Source organism: Streptomyces sp. NPDC002144 (genome assembly GCF_053593695.1).
This window is the reverse complement of sequence record NZ_JBSFDB010000011.1, coordinates 56,430-74,056: the sequence shown is the minus strand read 5'-3', so window position 1 is coordinate 74,056 and position 17,627 is coordinate 56,430. Positions and strand designations below refer to the sequence as shown.

Below are 17,627 nucleotides of genomic sequence, written 5' to 3'. Positions count from 1 at the left end.
CGACATGAGGCCGGTGCGGACGACGAGCAGCGCCCCGCCCGTCCACGAAACCCAAGGCGAGGGGCGAGGCGCTGTGGTTGTGCGGCCGGGGGCGCTGTCAGTGGGCGCGGACCTCGTACGTCGCCACCCGCATCGTCTCGTCGTCCAGGCACTGGCCCGTCTCCAGGTCGAACCGCTGCTTGAGCAGGGGGGAGGCGACGAAGGGACGGCCCTGGTGGGTGCCGGTCAGGCCGCGGGAGAGGACGGCCGCGCCGCCGAAGGGGTCGCGGTTGTCGATGGCGTACAGCCTGCCGTTGCGGTCCCGGAAGAGGGCGGCCTGACGGCCGTCCGGCAGGAGCGCGGCGACGCCGCGTCCGGGGACCAGCCGGGTCAGGTCGCAGACCGTGAACCAGTCGTCCGCGAGCTGTAGTTGGACCTTGAGGTCGGTCGTCTCGGGTGCCAGGGTCATCGCTGGGCGCTTCCTTCCAGGGGACGGTGGCCGATGGTGAGCAGCGGCAGGTCGGGCTTGATCTGGTCGCGCTCCGGGACGAAGCCGACGACCGGGTCGGGGGTGTCGGGGGCGTTGACGAAGGACACGAACCGGGCGAGCTTCTCGGGGTCGTTGATGGTCTCGGCCCACTCGTCGCGGTAGTGGGCGACATGGGCGGCCATCAGGGACTCCAGCTCCTCGCAGATGCCGAGGGAGTCCTCCACCACCACCTCGCGGACGTGGTCCAGGCCGCCGGGGATCCGCTCCAGCCAGGTCGAGGTGCGCTCCAGACGGTCGGCGGTGCGGATGTAGAACATCAGGAACCGGTCGATCAGACGCACCAGTTCGGCGTCCGAGAGGTCCTGCGCGAGCAGGTCCGCGTGGCGCGGGGTGGCGCCGCCGTTGCCGGCCACGTACAGGTTCCAGCCGTTGGCGGTGGCGATGACGCCGAAGTCCTTCGACTGGGCCTCGGCGCACTCGCGGGCGCACCCGGAGACCGCCGACTTCAGCTTGTGCGGGGAGCGCAGGCCCCGGTAGCGCAGCTCCAGTTCGATCGCCATGCGGACCGAGTCCTGGACGCCGTACCGGCACCAGGTCTGCCCCACACAGGACTTCACCGTCCGCAGCGCCTTGCCGTACGCGTGCCCTGACTCGAAGCCGGCGTCCACCAACCGCGCCCAGATCAGCGGCAGTTGCTCGACGCGGGCGCCGAACATGTCGATCCGCTGGCCGCCGGTGATCTTCGTGTAGAGGCCGAAGTCGCGGGCGATCTCACCGATCACGATGAGGCCCTCGGGGGTGATCTCACCGCCGGGGATGCGCGGCACGACCGAGTACGAGCCGTTCTTCTGCAGGTTGGCCAGGAAGTGGTCGTTGGAGTCCTGCAGGGCCGCCTGCTCGCCGTCCAGGACATAGCCGCTCGCGCCGATCGTCGGGGCGAGGGAGGCGATGATCGAGGCGACGGCCGGCTTGCAGATCTCGCAGCCGTCGCCGCCCCGTGCGCCGTCGCGGCCGTAGCGGTCGAGCAGGTCCTGGTAGCTGTTGATGCGCAGGGCGAGGACGATCTCGTACAGCTCCTCGCGGGTCTGGGCGAAGCAGCCGCACAGGCCCTTGTCGACCTCGACGCCGGACGCCTCCAGCTCGGCGTCGACCAGCTGGCCGAGCACCTTGACGCAACTCCCGCATGTCGTACCGGCCTTGGTGCACTTCTTCACCTCGGGCACCGTGGTGCACCGGTGGTCGGTGACCGCGCCGCGGATCGTGCCCTTGGTGACGTTGTTGCAGGAGCAGATGATCGCGTCGTCCGGCAGCGCCGTCGGGCCGAGCTGCACCGACTCGCCGGCGCCGGCGGGCAGCACCAGCGACTCCGGCTTGACCGGCGGCACCGAACCGGTGAACGCCTTCAGCGTGCCGTACGCCTCCGCGTCGCCGACCAGGATGCCGCCGAGCAGGGTGCCGTCCCGCCCGATGACCAGCTTCTTGTACAGGCCGGCGCGGGAGTCGGAGTACACGACGTCCAGGCAGTCGTCCGTGGTGCCGTGCGCGTCTCCGAAGGAGGCGACGTCCACCCCGAGGAGCTTCAGCTTCGTCGAGAGGTCGGCGCCGGTGAAGGACGCCTCGTCCTCGGCGATGGTCGCGGCCGCGGTCTCCGCCTGCTCGTAACCGGGGGCGACCAGGCCGTACACCCGGCCGTCGGAGGCCAGCGCGCACTCGCCGATCGCGAAGACGTGCGGATCGCCGACGGTACGGCAGTGGTCGTCGACCGCGATGCCGCCGCGCTCGCCGACGGTCAGGCCGCAGTCCCGGGCCAGCTGGTCCCTCGGGCGGACACCGGCGCTGAACACCACCATGTCCGTGGCGAGTTCGGAACCGTCGGACAGCTTCATACCGGTGACCGCGCCGTCCTCGCCGACCACGATCTCCTGCGTGCCGACGCCCGTGTGGACGCTCAGGCCCATCTCCTCGATGGTCCGCAGCAGGGCCGCCCCGCCGCCCTCGTCCACCTGCACGGGCATCAGCCGCGGCGCGAACTCCACGATGTGGGAGGTGAGTCCGAGCCCCTTGAGCGCGCCCGCCGCCTCCAGCCCGAGCAGACCGCCGCCGACCACCGCGCCGACCGTCGCCCGCGACTTCGCGTACTCCTCGATCGCGAGCAGGTCCTCGATCGTGCGGTAGACGAAGCAGCCCTCGGCGTCCTTGTTCGGGACCGGCGGCACGAACGGGTAGGAGCCGGTGGCGAGGACGAGGGTGTCGTACTCGAAGACCTGCCCGGAGCGCGCGGTGACCTTCCGCGCCTCGCGGTCGATGGTCTCGGCGGGGTCGCCGACGTACAGCTCGATGCCGTGCGTGTCGATGAACTCCTTGTCCGTCATGGACAGTTCCTCGGGCGTCCGGCCCGAGAAGTACGAGGTGAGGGCGACGCGGTCGTACGCGGGACGCGGCTCCTCGCACAGCACGACCACGCGGTGCGTGGCGGTCAGGCCGCGCCCGGCGAGCGCTTCGAGGAAGCGCTGGCCGACCATGCCATGGCCGACGAGCACGATCGTGGGGGTGCCGGTGGTCATCAGGAGCCTCCATCGTTGGTGAGCAGGTGGAGCAGGGGGCCGTCGTCGGGGAGCGGCTCCGCTCCCTCCCAGGCACGGGCGAGCGCGCCGACGGTGCCGAGTTCGCCGACGAGGACCCCGCCGACCAGGCGGTCGTCGCGGACGACGACCTTGCGGTAGGTGCCGCGGGTGGCGTCCGCGAGCTGGACGACGTCGTCCCCGGGTCGCGGCTCCGTCTCGCCGAACGCGGCGAGGTCGAAGAAGCCCTCACCGGCCAGGGTGAGCCGGGTGAGCGAACGGGTGCCGGTGTAGCGGGCGTTCGGGTCACCCGCCAGCGACTCGGCCAGGACCTCGGCCTGTTCGAGTGCCGGGGCGGCCAGTCCGTACACCGTGCCCGCGTGCTGGACGCAGTCGCCGATCGCCCGGATGTGCGGGTCGGAGGTGCGCAGTTCGTCGTCGACGAGGATGCCCTTGTGCACGGCGAGGCCCGCGTCCTGGGCCAGACCGACGCGCGGGTGCACCCCGCAGGCGACGACCACGAGGTCGGCGTCGAGGGCGTACCCGTCGGCCATCTCGACCGAGCGGACCACCCCGCCGACGCAGCGCACGTCCCGCACCCGGCACTCGGTGTGGATCTCCACGCCGAGGTCCTGCAGGTGCCGCCGGACCAGCTTCGAGGCGGTCGGATCGAGCTGATGCTCCATCAGGCGCTCGGCCTGCTGGGCGAGAACGACCTGCGCGCCGCGTTGGGCCAGGGCCCGGGCCGCGGACACCCCGAGCAGCCCGCCGCCGATGACGACCACGCGCACGCCCGGCCGCACCGCCTCGGACAGGCCCAGGCAGTCGTCCATCGTGCGGAACGCGTGGACACCGACGGGCAGTTCGTGGTTCTCGGTGAACAGACCGCGCAGCGGCGGCAGTACCGGGTTGGAGCCGGTGGCCAGGACCAGCGTGTCGTATGCGATCTTCGAGCCGTCCGCGAGATGTACGGCTCGCACCTCGCGGTCGATGCCCGTGACCCGGCCGCGGACCAGCTCCGCGGGCGTGGGCAGCGCGATGACGTCGGGGCCGTACCGCCCGGCCAGCACCTCGGCGAGCAGCACCCGGTTGTACGGGCGGTGCTCCTCCTCGCCGACCAGGGTCACGGGCGTGCCGAGCTCACCGAGCCGCCGGGCGAGACGGACGCCCGCGAGGCCGGCGCCGATCACCACCACACGCGTATTCGAGGTCATGTCCAGGAGCGTGCGATGCCGGTGTTACCCGACCGCATCACGTCTGTTTCCCGTGAGGAACGCTGCCCTCTTCCGGCGCGCGGCCGGGGTGTGAGGGTTCCGCGTACGCGCCGGGGGCGTGGTGTGAGGCCGGCAGGGCGGGATCTGTACGGGCGGTCCCGCGCCACTGGAAAACAGCAGGAGCCGACGGGAAAACAGCAGGAGCCGACTGGAAAACAGCAGGAGCCGACGGGAAACTGCAGGAGCTGACGCCGCCCCGAGGCTACGGTGACCGGGTGGCGACTCAGGTGATCGTGCTCAACGGCGGTTCCAGCAGCGGAAAGTCCGGCATCGTGCGATGTCTGCAGGCGGTCCTGCCCGAGCCGTGGCTGGCCTTCGCGATCGACACCTTCGTCGACTCGCTGCCGGCGTCCCTGCGGGCGTCGCTCGCCGGGATCGAGTTCGCCCCGGACGGCACGGTCAGTGTCGGACCGGAGTTCTCCAGGCTCGAGCTGGCCTGGATGGAGGGGGTCGCGGCCACGGCACGCGCGGGCGCCCACGTCATCGTCGACGACGTCTTCCTCGGCGGCGCGGACTCCCAGAGCCGCTGGCGCAAGGCGCTGACCGGCCTGGACGTCCTCTGGGCCGGAGTCCGCTGCGCCCCCGCCGTCGCCGCGGGCCGCGAGATCGCGCGCGGCGACCGGCCCCCCGGGATGGCGGAGCAGCAGGCGGACCTGGTCCATCGGGACGTCCACTACGACGTGGAGGTGGACACCACCCACACGGAGTCCCTGATGTGCGCGCGGACCATCGCTCAAGCGGTCACGCCGGCCGGCGTCAGCGGCTCCGGCTCCCCGTGAGGTGCGCGAACACGACCACGTTCCCCTGGTAACCGGTCAACCGCGAATACCCTCCGCCGCAGGTGATGATCCGCAACTCGGGCCGGTCCGCGGCGCCGTACACCTTCTCGTCGGGGAAGTCGGTCGCCTTGTAGACGGCGATCGCGTCGACGGTGAACAAGGCGACACTGCCGTCGCGCCGGTCGACCTCCACGGAGGCCCCCTTTCTCAGGGCGCCGAGGTCGTAGAAGACGGCGGGTCCGTCGGAGTTGTCCACATGCCCGGCGACGATCGCCGTGCCGGTCTCGCCGGGGGTGGTGCCGGCCTCGTACCAGCCGGCGAGGTTCTTCCGTGCGGCCGGCGGGACGTCGAGGCTGCCGGAGCGGGTGAGGCCGAGGCCCGTCAGGGGGGCGTTCACGTGGATGGAGGGGATGCGGATGCGGTCGGGCGGGGAGGGCGGCAGCGCGGGCGCCGACCGAGCGCCGCCATGGCCCGAGCGCGCCTCGGCAGGCGTGGGCTGCGGCGGGGCGTGCGTCCCGGCGCCGCCGCTCAGCAGCCACGCCCCGGAGCAGAACGCGGCCACCGTCACGGCCGCTATCACGGTGTTGCCCAACCTGCGCATTCGAGCCTCCTGGGGGGGACCCGGCCCCCTCCGGGCCGCGAGGGGCGTCGGACCCGGAGGGGGAGGGACATGCGGTACCGGCGGACGGACAGCGGAGGGTGTCCGTCAGATCCCGTCGCCTCTCGCCCGGCGATGCAGGAGCCAGGTACCGCCCGCGGCGGCGACGGCGAGGGCCGCCACGCCGGCCGCGGTCTGCACGGGGTCGGGGCCCATCACGCCGCCGACCCCCGTCTTCACACTTCCGCGGGGCTGCACCTGGCCGCGCGGCGCGCTCAGCGTCACCACCAGGTCGCCCGAGACCTGCCGTCCGCCCTCGGCGCACTCCGCGACGATCTCGTACGTCCCCTGCTGCGCGCTCTCGGGTACCCGGAACTGCCCGATCGCCTCGCCCTCGTGGGCGCTCGGCGCCAGGGTGAAGGCGCCGGCACCCACCGCGCTGGCGTCCCCGGCCGCCGTGCCCTCGTTCTCGCAGGCCGAGGTGTTCACACTGACCTCCGCGCCCGGCACGACGGACGACGGGTACACCTCCAGACTGCCGCCGCCGTCGTCGCCGTACGCGGGCGCCGCGACGAACCCCGCGGCGACGACGGCGAGGGCGGTACCGGTCAGCAGACGGGCGGTACGTCGCATCGATGCTCCTCCGGGCGTCTTCGATGTCCCCTGCCCTTCCGAGGAAAGGCCCACCAAGCCGACCGCGCTTCCTGAGGACCCGTCAGAACTGCGGCGAACGGGTGTCGACCGTCTCCCGGTCACACTCGATCGACTCGCGTTTGGGCAGGTCACAGGCTTACGGCAGGCCGGGGGAGAAGAGAACCCGAAGGGCCCAGACGGAGCGTGTGAACGGGTGAACGGCCCGGGTGCCCGGAGGCTCCCGCAGTGGTGACGTCAGTTCACATTGACGGCGCTCCAGGCCGCCGCCACCGCGTCGTACTCCGTGCTGCCCGCTCCGTAGAGGTCCTTCGCCGCGTTCAGGGTGGCCGTCCGGGCGCCGGCGTAGTTCGTCGACGACGTCATGTAGACCGTCAGGGCCCGGTACCAGATCGCGCCCAGCTTGGCGCGGCCGATGCCGGTGACCGTGGAGCCGTTGTACGTGGGGGAGTTGTAGCTGACGCCGTTGATGGTCTTCGGGCCGCTGCCCTCGGCCAGCAGGTAGGCGAAGTGGTTCGCGACGCCCGAGGAGTAGTGGACGTCGAGGTTCCCGACCGACGAACTCCAGTAGTCGGCGGAGGCGCCGTCCCGCGACGGCTTGTCCATGTAGCGCAGGGCCTCACGGCCGAAGCCGGACCGGACGATCTTCTCACCGATCAGGTAATCCCCGGGATCGGACGGGTTGTTGGCGTACCACTCGACGAGGGTGCCCAGGATGTCGGACGTCGCTTCGTTCAGCCCGCCCGACTCGCCCGAGTACGTCAGCGCGGCCGTCTTCGACGTGACGCCGTGGGTCATCTCGTGTCCGGCCACGTCCAGCGACACCAGCGGCCCGAGGCTCGTACCGTCACCGTCGCCGTACGTCATGCAGAAGCAACTGTCGTCCCAGAACGCGTTGTTGTACGCGTTGCCGTAGTGCACCCTGTTGTACGACCCCTTCCCGTCGCCCGCGATGCCGTTGCGCCCGAAGGAGTTCTTGTAGAAGTCCCAGGTGACGTCGGTGCCGTACTGTGCGTCCACTGCGGCGGAGGCCCGGTCGGCCGTCGCCCCCGTGCCCCAGTGGTTGTCGGCGTCCGTGAACACCGTCGACGGGGCCCGGCTGACACAGATGCTGGTCAGGAAGCACAGGTCGGTCTTGTTCGCCGCGTCACCGGTGTACGTGTTCCCGCGCGTCGGATCCTTCAGCTGGTACGTCGACCCCGAAACCGTCGTCTCCAGCGGAACCGTCCCGCTGTAAAGGGACTTGCCGTCCCCCGTCGCCGTCTCGATGTCGTCCCAGGCGTCGATCTGCCGCCCGGAGACGGCGTCCGTGATCACGGTGCGGGCGACCGGGTTGCCGAGCGTGTCCTTGGCCGTGACGTTCGTGCGCCACGCCAGCTTCGGCGCGCCGTGCAGGGCGTCGACCACCAACTGCGGGCTCGCCGTCAGCTTCTTCAGCGTCTCGCCCAGGTTCACGGCGCGCAGCGCGTTCGCCGCGATGTCGGCGGCCTTCGGGGCCGATATGGAGGGGGTGATCGAGGCGAGGGATATCTGCTTCCTCGTCGCCCGGTTGGCACCCCGGTACGCGCCGTCGGGCGCCAGGTGGACCACGAAGTCGCCGCCCAGCACCGGGAGCTGACGGTACGTCCGGTCGTAACGGACGTGCTGCGTACCGTCCTTGTCGACGATCACGTCCCGCACCGACGTGCCCTCGGCGGAGGTCAGACCGAGACTCGCGGCGTGCGCCAGCAGGGCCGACGCCGCGTTCTCGATGGCGCCGGCCCTGCTCGGCCGGTCGGCCGCTACGGCGGCGGGGGAGAGTGCGGACGCCAGCAGGGTGGCGGCGGTGGCGGCCACGCCGGCGGCGGCGAGACGACGGGAACCTCGGACGTGCAGCCGTATCCGGCTCATCGGTCTCCTCGGGGATGCGCATGCGAATGCATGGGGGGCAGCGCGGGTGTTGACCAAGATTTAAGGGGCCATGACAGCCAGAGGTAAAGAGTGCGAACGAGGAGGTGTGTGTGGAGAGAGAATCGTTTTTGTGAGCCTCCGTCTCCCCTTCTTCGTCTACGGCACCCTCCGCCCCGGCGAGGTCAACCACGACCTCTTCCTGCGCGGCCGCACCCGGCACGAGGTCCCGGCGCGGCTGAACGGCTCGGTCCTGTACGACGGCCCCGGCTATCCGTACGCCGTGGAGGAACCCGGCGGCACGGTGTACGGGGAGCTGGTGACCGCGCTGCCGGACCGGTACGAGGAGCTGCTCGCCGCCCTCGACCGGCTGGAGGAGTACGCGCCAGGCGATCCCGCCAGCCTCTACGAGCGGCTCGAGCGGGAGGTGACCCGCGAGACCGACGGGAGGTCCGTGCGGGCCTGGGTGTACCTCGCCGCCCCCGCCGTGGCCGCCCGCCTCCGCACCCGGGGCGCGCTCATCGAGAGCGGCGACTGGCGGGTCAGGACCTGACGGCCTCCAGCCGCACCGCGCACGTCTTGAACTCGGGCATCCGCGAAGTGGGGTCCAGCGCCGGGTTGGTGAGGGTGTTCGCGCGGCCCTCGCCCGGCCAGTGGAAGGGCATGAAGACGGTGTCGGGCCGGATGGCGGTGGTGATACGGGCCGGTGCCACCGCCCGTCCGCGCCGCGAGACCACGGCCACCGGATCGCCCTCCGCCGCCCCGAGCCGCGCCGCCAGCCGTGGGTGCAGCTCCACGAAGGGGCCCGGCGCCGCCGCGTTCAGCTCCTCGACGCGGCGGGTCTGGGCGCCGGACTGGTACTGGGCGACCACCCGCCCGGTCGTCAGCAGGACCGGGTACTCGGCGTCCGGCTCCTCCGCCGACGGCCGGTGCGAGACGGCCACGAACCTCGCCCGCCCGTCCGGCGTGGCGAAACGGTCCAGGAAGAGGCGGGGCGTGCCGGGATGCACGGCCCCGCGCGCAACCGACGTCTCCTGCGGTTCCCCGTCCCTGAGCGCCGCGCCCTGCGGCTCCCCGGGACGCACGGCGCGGTCCGCCACTGGCGCGCCCTGCGGCTCCTCGGCGGGATGTACGGCGCCGTCGGCCACCGGGCCGTTCAACGACGCTCCGTCCGTCACCGGCGCGTCCCGCAGCTCTCCGTCCGCCGGGCAGGGCCAGAACACCCCGTTCTCCTCGGCGAGTCGGCGGTAGGTGATGCCGGAGTAGTCCGCGAGCCCGCCCGCGCTCGCCCGCCGCAACTCCTCGAAGACCTCCTCGGGATCGGTCGGGAACCCCTTCTCCACACCGAGCCGGTGGGCCAGCTCGTGCAGCACTTCGAGGTCGCTGCGGACGCCGTCGGGAGGGGTGATCGCGCGCCGGCGCAGCAGCACCCGGCCCTCCAGGCTGGTGGTCGTGCCGGTCTCCTCGGCCCACTGCGTCACGGGGAGGACGACATCCGCCTGAGCTGCGGTTTCGGACAGTACTATGTCACATACCACCAACAGGTCCAGTGACCTCAGCCGCTCCTCCACATGCCCCGCCCGAGGCGCCGACACCACCGGGTTCGACCCCATCAGCAGCAACGCCCGGACATCCGTGCCCAGCGCGTCCAGCAACTCGTAGGCGCTGCGCCCCGGCCCCGGAAGCGCGTCCGGGTCCACGCCCCACACCTCGGCCACATGCCGCCGCGCCGCCGGATCGTCCAGCTTGCGGTACCCGGGCAACTGGTCGGCCTTCTGCCCGTGTTCACGTCCGCCCTGCCCGTTGCCCTGCCCGGTCAGACAGCCGTACCCGCTGAGCGGCCGCCCCGCCCGCCCGGTCGCCAGGCACAGGTTGATCCACGCGCCCACCGTGTCCGTGCCCTTGGACTGCTGCTCGGGCCCCCGCGCGGTGAGCACCATCGCGGCCTCCGGCTTGCAGAACATCCGCACGGCTTCCCGGAGTTGGGGCACGGGCACGCCCGTGATCCGCTCCACGTACTCCGGCCAGTGCGCCATCGCCGCGGCCCGCGCGTCCTCCCAGCCGACGGTCCGCCGCTCGACGTACTCCTCGTCCACCCGCCCCTCGGCGACGACGAGGTGCAACAGCCCCAGCGCCAGGGCGAGATCGGTGCCGGGCCGCGGCGCCAGATGCAGATCGGCCTGCTCGGCCGTCCTGGTCCGTCGCGGATCGACGACGATCAACGTGCCGCCGTTCTCCTTCAGTTCGGTGAAGAACCGCAGCGACGGCGGCATGGTCTCGGCGAGGTTCGACCCGACCAGGATCACGCAGCCGGTCTTCGGGACGTCCTCCAGCGGAAAGGGCAGCCCCCGGTCCAGACCGAACGCCTTGGTGCCGGCCGCCGCGGCCGAGGACATGCAGAAGCGCCCGTTGTAGTCGATCTGCGAGGTGCCGAGCACGACCCGCGCGAACTTGCCGAGCGTGTACGCCTTTTCATTGGTCAGCCCGCCCCCGCCGAACACCCCGACCGCGTCCGGCCCGTACTCCGTACGCGTGCGGCGCAGCCCCTCGGCGATCCGGTCCAGTGCCTCGTCCCAGGTGGCGGGCACCAGCGTGCCTCCGGAGCGCACCAACGGGGAGGTGAGGCGCACCCGGGACGAGAGCACGGCCGGCGCGGTACGGCCCTTGCCGCACAGCGCGCCCCGGTTCACCGGGAAGTCCGTGCGCTCACCCACCTCGACCGTGCCGTCCGGTGCGGGCATCAGGTTCATCCCGCACTGCAGGGCGCAGTAGGGGCAGTGGGTGGGGATCACGGAGTTCTGCATACCGGCCAGCGTGCTTCGGCCGTGTTACGCGCGGCGCGGCCCGCTGTTACACGGGCGGCACGACGACCTCCCCGCGCCGGGCCGACCGGCGTGAGCCCCCGGTCACCGGGCGCTCGCCAGCGCCTTCGCGACCCCCGTCTCCTTGTGCCCGAGGAACTGGGGATCGGGATGGAACACGGCGTCCAGCGCCGCCTTGCCGGCCGCGAAGATCTCCCGGGTGCCGCCGTAGTACCAGGTCACGTCGTGCTTGTCCTGGACCCCGACGCCGTACGAGGTCACGCCCGCCGCCCGGCACAGCGCGACCGCGCGCCGGATGTGGAAGCCCTGGCTGATCAGCACCGCCCGGTCGACACCGAAGATCTTCTTCGCGCGGACACAGGAGTCCCAGGTGTCGAAACCGGCGTAGTCGCTGACGATCCGCGAGGCGGGGACACCGTGCTTGGTCAGATAGGTGCGCATGGCGTCGGGCTCGTCGTAGTCCTTGCGGCTGTTGTCGCCGGTGACGAGGACGACCTCGACACGGCCCTCCCGGTACAGCTCGGCGGCCGTGTCGAGACGGTGGGCGAGATAGGGGGAGGGCTCGCCGTCCCACAGGCCCGCGCCGAACACCACGGCGACCTGGGTGCGCGGCACGTCGGCGGTCGTCCGCAGCCGGTCGCCCGTTGTGACGTACATCCAGGTGGCCGGCAGCAGGGCGAGCACGCACACCGCCATCACGGCCTGCACGAGCCGCCGCTGTCCCCCGCGCGTGCGGGGCAGACGCGGTCTGCGCAGCTTGGGTCGGCGCATCGGACGGTCCCCCTCTTCGGCCTGTTTTCGACAGTCAGAGACGTCCTGTCGGGCCGTCCGGTTCGGCGGATGATACGTGACCAGGTTCACTCCGGCGGGTGAAACCGCAGGTCACCTCACCTCACAGGCCCCGGACACCCCACGGTGAAGCGACGGAAAACCGCCGTCATTCCCGCGCAACGGGACGGCAACCTGCCACCGCGAGGATCGGCCCATGACGGACAGTACGGCGGACCTCATGAGCCAGATCGGCAGCCGGCTCGCCAGCCAGCTCAGCCTCGTCTCTCTCGACGGCAGGCGGCGCCCCGGCCCGCCCGCGCTCGTCGTCGTCGCCCACGGCAGCCGCAACCCGCGCGCCCTGAGCACGGTCCGCGCGCTCCTGGACCGGGTCCGCGACCAACGCCCCGGTCTGTCCGTGCACCTGGGCCACATCGAACTGAACGCCCCGCTGCTCCCCGACACCCTGGCCGGCCTCGGCACGGCGGAGGCCGTCCTCGTGCCCCTGCTGCTCAGCCGTGGCTACCACGTCAAGCGGGACATCCCCGAGATGGCGGCCTCCTCAGAGGTACGCGCACGCGTGGCCGAGGCGCTGGGCCCCCACCCCCTCCTCGTGGACGCCCTGTACGCCCGCCTGGTCGAGGCGGGCTGGCGCACCCGCATGGACGAGGCGACGCGCCGCACCAGCGCGGTCGTCCTCGCCGCGGCGGGCTCCCGAGACCCCGAGTCCAAGGTCGACACCAACCGCACGGCCCAGCTGCTCGCCGAACGCCTGGGCGTACCCGTGGTCCCCGCCTACGCCACGACCGCGGCCCCGACGATCCCGGACGCGATCCGGTCCCTGACGGCGAGTGGCCGACACCGAGTGGCCGTGGCGTCCTGCTTCACGGCCCCGGGCCGCTTCGCCACACAGTGTGCGGAAGCGGCCCCGTGGATCGCCTCGGCCCCGTTGGGCACCCACCCGGCCATGGCAGAACTGCTCCTCCACCGGTACGACAACGCCCGTCGATCCGCGGCTCCGCCGCGTGGCGCGACCAGCCAAACACGACCAGCACTCGCCGTATAACAGAACCCGGCAGACGCATACGCGCATTGTCAGTCCATGCCCGTACTGTCGAGACATGCCGTACGACCTGTCCTCAACCGAGCGTTGGGCCCCAGAACCCGACAAACGCCCCGGCCGCACCGCCTTCCAACGCGACCGCGCCCGCGTACTCCATTCAGCCGCCCTCAGAAGGCTCGCCGGTAAGACCCAGGTCGTCACCCCAGGAACGAGCAGCCAGGTCTGGGACGCCAGCCCCCGCACCCGCCTCACCCACTCCCTGGAGTGCGCCCAGGTCGGCCGCGAGCTGGGCGCCGCCCTCGGCTGCGACCCCGACCTCGTGGAAGCCGCCTGCCTCTCCCACGACCTCGGCCACCCTCCCTTCGGCCACAACGGCGAACACGCGCTGAACGAGTTCGCCGAGGACTGCGGCGGCTTCGAGGGCAACGCCCAGTCCCTCAGGCTCCTCACCCGCATCGAACCCAAGCGGTTCACCCCGGAGGGCTCCGTCGGCCTCAACCTCACCCGCGCCACCCTGGACGCCGCCACCAAGTACCCCTGGCCCAGAGGCGCCCACCCCACCGACCCGGCCTCCCCCAAGTTCGGCGTGTACGAGGACGACAGACCCGTCTTCGACTGGATCCGCAAGGACGCCCCCGCCACCCGCACCACCTTCGAGGCCCAGGTCATGGACTGGTCGGACGACGTGGCGTACTCGGTGCACGACGTCGAGGACGGCCTGCACGCCGGCCACATCGACCCCAATTGCCTGCACGCGGAACCGGAGCGCCAGGCGGTCTTCGAGGTCGCCGTCGGCCGGTACGTCCCCGCCGGCACCGACCCGGCGGAGCTGTCCGCCGCCCTGGACCGCCTCCAGGACCAGGAGTGGTGGCCGCACGGCTACGACGGCTCGGCGGTCGCGCAGGCCCGCCTCAAGGACGCCACCAGCCAGCTCATCGGCCGCTTCTGCCTGGCCGCCGAGTCGGCCACGCGCGCCGCGTACGGCACCGGCCGCCTCACCCGGTACGGCGCCGAGCTGGTCGTACCGCACGAGACGCGGCTGGAGTGCGCGGTGCTCAAGGCCGTCGCCGACCGGTACGTCATGCAGCGCGCCGAGCAGGAGCGGCTGCGGGCCGACCAGCGGATCGTGGTGGCCGAACTGGCGCAGGCGCTCACCGTGCGTGCACCCGACGGCCTCGACCCGCAGTTCCGCGCGCTGTTCGACCAGGCCGGGGACGACATGACGCGCAAGCGGGTGATCGTGGACCAGATCGCCTCGCTGACGGACGCGTCCGCCCGGTCGCTTCACGCTCGTCTGACGGGGAAGGCAAGAGACTGACGCGACACGAGTGAGCCCGATTGCGCCCGAACGTGACCCTCCGTGGCCTGATCGGGCCACTCCCTCTTCCCCCATCACACTCCGTGCGGGACGCTCGCATGTGGCGGCACCCGCCGTGTTCTCCGAGGGGACACCCCTCGGACACCCCGTAGGAGGCATCAAGTGGTCGACGCGGATCAGACATTCGTCATCGTCGGAGGCGGTCTCGCCGGTGCGAAGGCGGCCGAGACGCTCCGAGCGGAGGGCTTCAGCGGCCGCGTGATACTGATCTGCGACGAGCGCGACCACCCCTACGAGCGCCCTCCGCTGTCCAAGGGGTATCTGCTGGGCAAGGAGGAGCGCGACAGCGTCTTCGTCCACGAACCCGCCTGGTACGCACAGAACGACATCGAGCTGCACCTCGGCGAGACCGTGGACGCCATCGACCGCGCGGCGAAGACGGTCCGCTTCGGCGAGGACGGCACGCTCGTCCACTACGACAAGCTGCTCCTGGCGACGGGCGCGGAGCCGCGGCGCCTCGACATCCCGGGGACCGATCTCGCGGGCGTCCACCATCTGCGCCGCCTCGCCCACGCCGAGCGGCTCAAGGGCGTACTGGCGGCGCTCGGCCGGGACAACGGGCACATCGTGATCGCGGGCGCCGGCTGGATCGGTCTGGAGGTCGCGGCGGCGGCCCGGGAGTACGGCGCCGAGGTCACCGTCGTCGAGCCCGCGCAGACCCCGCTGCACGGCGTCCTCGGACCCGAGCTCGGCAACCTCTTCGCCGAGCTGCACCGCGAGCACGGGGTGCGCTTCCACTTCGGCGCGAAGCTGACGGAGATCGTCGGCCAGGACGGCATGGTGCTGGCGGCGCGCACCGACGACGGCGAGGAGCACCCGGCGCACGACGTCCTCGCGGCGATCGGCGCGGCCCCGCGCATCGGCCTCGCGGAGGCGGCGGGACTGGAGATCGCCGACCGGGCGCACGGGGGAGGGGTCGTGGTCGACGACCGGCTGCGCACCTCCGACCCCGACATCTACGCGGCCGGCGACGTCGCCTCCTTCCACCACGCCCTGTTCACCACCCGGCTGCGCGTCGAGCACTGGGCCAACGCCCTCAACGGCGGCCCCGCGGCGGCCCGCGCGATGCTCGGCCAGGACCTGACCTACGACCGCGTGCCCTACTTCTTCTCCGACCAGTACGACCTGGGGATGGAGTACAGCGGATGGGCGCCGCCGGGGTCGTACGACGAGGTGGTGATCCGCGGGGACGCCGGGAAGCGTGAGTTCATCGCCTTCTGGGTCAAGGACGACCGGGTGCTGGCCGGGATGAACGTCAACGTGTGGGACGTCACAGAACCCATCCAGAAGCTGATCAGGTCGAAGACCCAGGTGAACACGGAGTCCCTGGCGGACCCGCACGTTCCGCTCGAAAGCCTCGTCCCGTGAGTGTCGGACCACCCCCGTAGAATCACTGCGTGGCTGGACGGATCAACGACGAGGACGTGAAGGCGGTACGGGACGCGGTTCCCATCGACGCCGTCGTGTCCGAGTACCTCCAGCTGCGCAACGCGGGCGGGGGCAACCTCAAGGGGCTCTGCCCGTTCCACGACGAGAAGTCGCCGTCCTTCCAGGTCAGCCCGAGCAAGGGACTCTTCCACTGCTTCGGCTGCCAGGAGGGCGGCGACACCATCACGTTCGTGATGAAGGTCGACCACCTCACCTTCTCCGAGGCGGTCGAGCGCCTGGCCGCCCAGGCCGGCATCACCCTGCGCTACGAGGAGGGCGGCTACAACCCCTCCCACCAGCGCGGCGAACGCATCCGTCTGGTCGAGGCCCACAAGATCGCCGCCGACTGGTACGTGGAACAGCTCGCCACCAGTCCCGAGGCCGAGACCGGCCGGGTCTTCCTCGCCGAGCGCGGCTTCGACCAGAACGCCGCCGCGCACTTCTCCGTCGGCTACAGCCCCCAGGGCTGGGACCACCTCACCCGCTATCTGCGCGGCAAGGGCTTCACCGACAAGGAACTCCTCCTCTCCGGCCTCGCCCAGGAGGGCCGCCGCGGCCCCATCGACCGCTTCCGGGGCCGTCTGATGTGGCCCATCCGCGACATCGGCGGAGACGTCGTCGGCTTCGGCGCCCGCAAGCTGTACGAGGCGGACAACGGCCCCAAGTACCTCAACACCCCCGACACGGCGATCTACAAGAAGTCCCAGGTCCTGTACGGCATCGACCTGGCGAAGAAGGACATCGCGAAGGCCTCCCGCGCGGTCGTCGTCGAGGGCTACACGGACGTCATGGCCTGCCACCTCGCCGGCGTCACCACCGCGATCGCCACCTGCGGCACCGCCTTCGGCGGCGACCACATCAAGATCCTGCGCCGCCTGCTCATGGACAACGGCAGCGCACGAGTCATCTTCACCTTCGACGGCGACTCGGCCGGCCAGAAGGCGGCCCTGCGCGCCTTCGAGGACGACCAGAAGTTCGCCGCCGAGACGTACATCGCGATCGCCCCCGACGGCATGGACCCCTGCGAACTCCGGCTCGCCAAGGGCGACGAGGCGGTCGCCGACCTCGTCGAGCCCCGCACCCCGCTGTTCGAGTTCGCCCTGCGTCAGATCGTCGTCCGCTACGACCTCGACACCCCCGCCGGCCGGGCCGCGGCCCTGGACGAGGCGGCCCCCATCGTCGCCCGCATCAAGAACACCGGCGCCCAGCACGAGGTCGCCGTCCAGCTCGCCGGCATGCTCGGCATCCTCGACACCCAGTTCGTGGTCAAGCGCGTGGCCCAGCTGGCCCGTTGGGCCCGCGACCGCGGCGGCAAGGGCGCCCCGGCGCCGGCGTCCCGAGGCCCGCAGTCGTACGAGGCCGCGCCGCGCCCCATGACCTCCGGCCCCGCCCTCACCCTCCGCAACCCCGTCTACGCCACCGAGCGCGAGCTGCTCAAACTCGCCCTTCAACGGCCCGAGTTGGTCTCCCCGGCCTTCGACGCGTACGGCGTCGACGAGTTCACCGCCGCCCCGTACGCCGCGGTGCGCCAGGCGGTCATGGACGCGGGCGGCGCCGAGTACGGCGTGCAGGACGGCCAGGAGTACCTGGTCCGCGTCCGCGAGGCGGCCCCCGACGACACCGTCCGCGCGATGGTCACCGAACTCGCCGTCGAGCCGATCATGCGCCGCACCGTCGACGAGGTGTACGCGGGCACGGTGCTGGTCCAGGTCCGCAGGCGTGCGGTGGAGCGCCGCATCCGCGACGTCCAGTCCCAGATGACCCGCCTCTCCGCCGGCGGCGATCCCGCCCAACTGGCCGCCGTACAGAACGAGTTGTGGGTCCTCCAGCAGTACGACCAGGCCCTCAGGGAACACGGCGCCGCGGCTCTCTGACCGCACCCGTACGCCACGGTAACCGCCGGGTCACGGGCCGATTGCAAAAAGTCACCGCACGCCCCTCGTGGCGGC

At 71.7% G+C, this 17,627-nt stretch carries 14 protein-coding genes; 6 read left to right on the top strand and 8 right to left on the bottom strand.

What is annotated here, in order from left to right; genetic code table 11:
* Positions 1-97: 97 nt before the first annotated feature.
* The 3 genes from nirD to ACWCQ1_RS18525 are packed head-to-tail and all read right to left on the bottom strand — an operon-like array spanning position 98 to position 4,244.
* Positions 98-448 carry a nitrite reductase small subunit NirD gene (gene nirD / locus ACWCQ1_RS18535; RefSeq protein ID WP_358593436.1) on the bottom strand — a complete coding sequence of 117 codons (351 nt, stop codon included), beginning with the start codon at positions 446-448 and terminating at the stop codon, positions 98-100.
* Complete coding sequence (nirB, locus tag ACWCQ1_RS18530; protein ID WP_358593437.1) at positions 445-3,033, bottom strand: nitrite reductase large subunit NirB; 2,589 nt, start codon at positions 3,031-3,033, stop codon at positions 445-447. Before nirB ends, nirD begins: the two co-directional genes overlap by 4 nt.
* Entirely contained in the window at positions 3,033-4,244 is a 1,212-nt protein-coding gene (locus ACWCQ1_RS18525) for an NAD(P)/FAD-dependent oxidoreductase (protein ID WP_358593438.1), read from the bottom strand. Before ACWCQ1_RS18525 ends, nirB begins: the two co-directional genes overlap by 1 nt.
* Before the next feature lie 275 nt (positions 4,245-4,519).
* Between ACWCQ1_RS18525 and cpt the strand changes: the two genes are divergently transcribed.
* Positions 4,520-5,083, top strand: a complete 564-nt coding sequence (cpt, locus tag ACWCQ1_RS18520; RefSeq protein WP_451026910.1) for a chloramphenicol phosphotransferase CPT — start codon at positions 4,520-4,522, stop codon at positions 5,081-5,083.
* Here the strand turns inward: cpt and ACWCQ1_RS18515 are convergent.
* From ACWCQ1_RS18515 to ACWCQ1_RS18505, 3 genes are all read right to left on the bottom strand, one after another.
* Positions 5,061-5,684, bottom strand: a complete 624-nt coding sequence (locus tag ACWCQ1_RS18515; protein WP_451026909.1) for a class F sortase — start codon at positions 5,682-5,684, stop codon at positions 5,061-5,063. The two genes, cpt and ACWCQ1_RS18515, sit on opposite strands and share 23 nt — an antisense overlap.
* A gap of 105 nt (positions 5,685-5,789) precedes the next feature.
* Positions 5,790-6,314, bottom strand: coding sequence for a hypothetical protein (locus tag ACWCQ1_RS18510; RefSeq protein ID WP_358593441.1), 525 nt, complete (start codon positions 6,312-6,314; stop codon positions 5,790-5,792).
* Positions 6,315-6,569: 255 nt separating this feature from the next.
* Positions 6,570-8,222, bottom strand: a complete 1,653-nt coding sequence (locus ACWCQ1_RS18505; RefSeq protein WP_358593442.1) for a M4 family metallopeptidase — start codon at positions 8,220-8,222, stop codon at positions 6,570-6,572.
* 130 nt (positions 8,223-8,352) lie between these two features.
* Here ACWCQ1_RS18505 and ACWCQ1_RS18500 point away from each other — a divergent pair, with 130 nt between their 5' ends.
* Entirely contained in the window at positions 8,353-8,772 is a 420-nt protein-coding gene (locus ACWCQ1_RS18500) for a gamma-glutamylcyclotransferase family protein (protein WP_451026908.1), read from the top strand.
* On the opposite strand, the gene ACWCQ1_RS18495 is transcribed toward ACWCQ1_RS18500, so the two are convergent.
* A complete protein-coding gene (locus ACWCQ1_RS18495) occupies positions 8,762-11,023 on the bottom strand; it encodes a molybdopterin oxidoreductase family protein (RefSeq protein ID WP_358593444.1) in 2,262 nt (753 codons plus the stop codon). The genes ACWCQ1_RS18500 and ACWCQ1_RS18495 overlap by 11 nt on opposite strands.
* Before the next feature lie 102 nt (positions 11,024-11,125).
* Positions 11,126-11,812, bottom strand: a complete 687-nt coding sequence (locus tag ACWCQ1_RS18490) for an ElyC/SanA/YdcF family protein (RefSeq protein ID WP_133041136.1) — start codon at positions 11,810-11,812, stop codon at positions 11,126-11,128.
* A 214-nt stretch (positions 11,813-12,026) separates the two neighbouring features.
* Between ACWCQ1_RS18490 and ACWCQ1_RS18485 the strand changes: the two genes are divergently transcribed.
* The 4 genes from ACWCQ1_RS18485 (at position 12,027) to dnaG (ending at position 17,552) form a co-directional block, all read left to right on the top strand.
* On the top strand, positions 12,027-12,875 hold the full coding sequence (locus tag ACWCQ1_RS18485) for a sirohydrochlorin chelatase (protein WP_358593446.1): 849 nt from the start codon (positions 12,027-12,029) through the stop codon (positions 12,873-12,875).
* Between the two features lie 55 nt (positions 12,876-12,930).
* Complete coding sequence (locus ACWCQ1_RS18480; RefSeq protein ID WP_358593447.1) at positions 12,931-14,190, top strand: deoxyguanosinetriphosphate triphosphohydrolase; 1,260 nt, start codon at positions 12,931-12,933, stop codon at positions 14,188-14,190.
* A gap of 162 nt (positions 14,191-14,352) precedes the next feature.
* Complete coding sequence (locus ACWCQ1_RS18475) at positions 14,353-15,618, top strand: NAD(P)/FAD-dependent oxidoreductase (RefSeq protein ID WP_133041138.1); 1,266 nt, start codon at positions 14,353-14,355, stop codon at positions 15,616-15,618.
* 29 nt (positions 15,619-15,647) lie between these two features.
* On the top strand, positions 15,648-17,552 hold the full coding sequence (dnaG, locus tag ACWCQ1_RS18470; protein ID WP_358593448.1) for a DNA primase: 1,905 nt from the start codon (positions 15,648-15,650) through the stop codon (positions 17,550-17,552).
* Positions 17,553-17,627: the final 75 nt, after the last annotated feature.

Bases quoted from the DNA above. Each gene is read 5' to 3' on its own strand.
- nirD (WP_358593436.1), bottom strand. From the start codon at position 448: ATGACCCTGGCACCCGAGACGACCGACCTCAAGGTCCAACTACAGCTC.
- nirB (WP_358593437.1), bottom strand. From the start codon at position 3,033: ATGACCACCGGCACCCCCACGATCGTGCTCGTCGGCCATGGCATGGTC.
- ACWCQ1_RS18525 (WP_358593438.1), bottom strand. From the start codon at position 4,244: ATGACCTCGAATACGCGTGTGGTGGTGATCGGCGCCGGCCTCGCGGGC.
- ACWCQ1_RS18515 (WP_451026909.1), bottom strand. From the start codon at position 5,684: ATGCGCAGGTTGGGCAACACCGTGATAGCGGCCGTGACGGTGGCCGCG.
- ACWCQ1_RS18510 (WP_358593441.1), bottom strand. From the start codon at position 6,314: ATGCGACGTACCGCCCGTCTGCTGACCGGTACCGCCCTCGCCGTCGTC.
- ACWCQ1_RS18505 (WP_358593442.1), bottom strand. From the start codon at position 8,222: ATGAGCCGGATACGGCTGCACGTCCGAGGTTCCCGTCGTCTCGCCGCC.
- ACWCQ1_RS18495 (WP_358593444.1), bottom strand. From the start codon at position 11,023: ATGCAGAACTCCGTGATCCCCACCCACTGCCCCTACTGCGCCCTGCAG.
- ACWCQ1_RS18490 (WP_133041136.1), bottom strand. From the start codon at position 11,812: ATGCGCCGACCCAAGCTGCGCAGACCGCGTCTGCCCCGCACGCGCGGG.
- ACWCQ1_RS18485 (WP_358593446.1), top strand. From the start codon at position 12,027: ATGACGGACAGTACGGCGGACCTCATGAGCCAGATCGGCAGCCGGCTC.
- ACWCQ1_RS18480 (WP_358593447.1), top strand. From the start codon at position 12,931: ATGCCGTACGACCTGTCCTCAACCGAGCGTTGGGCCCCAGAACCCGAC.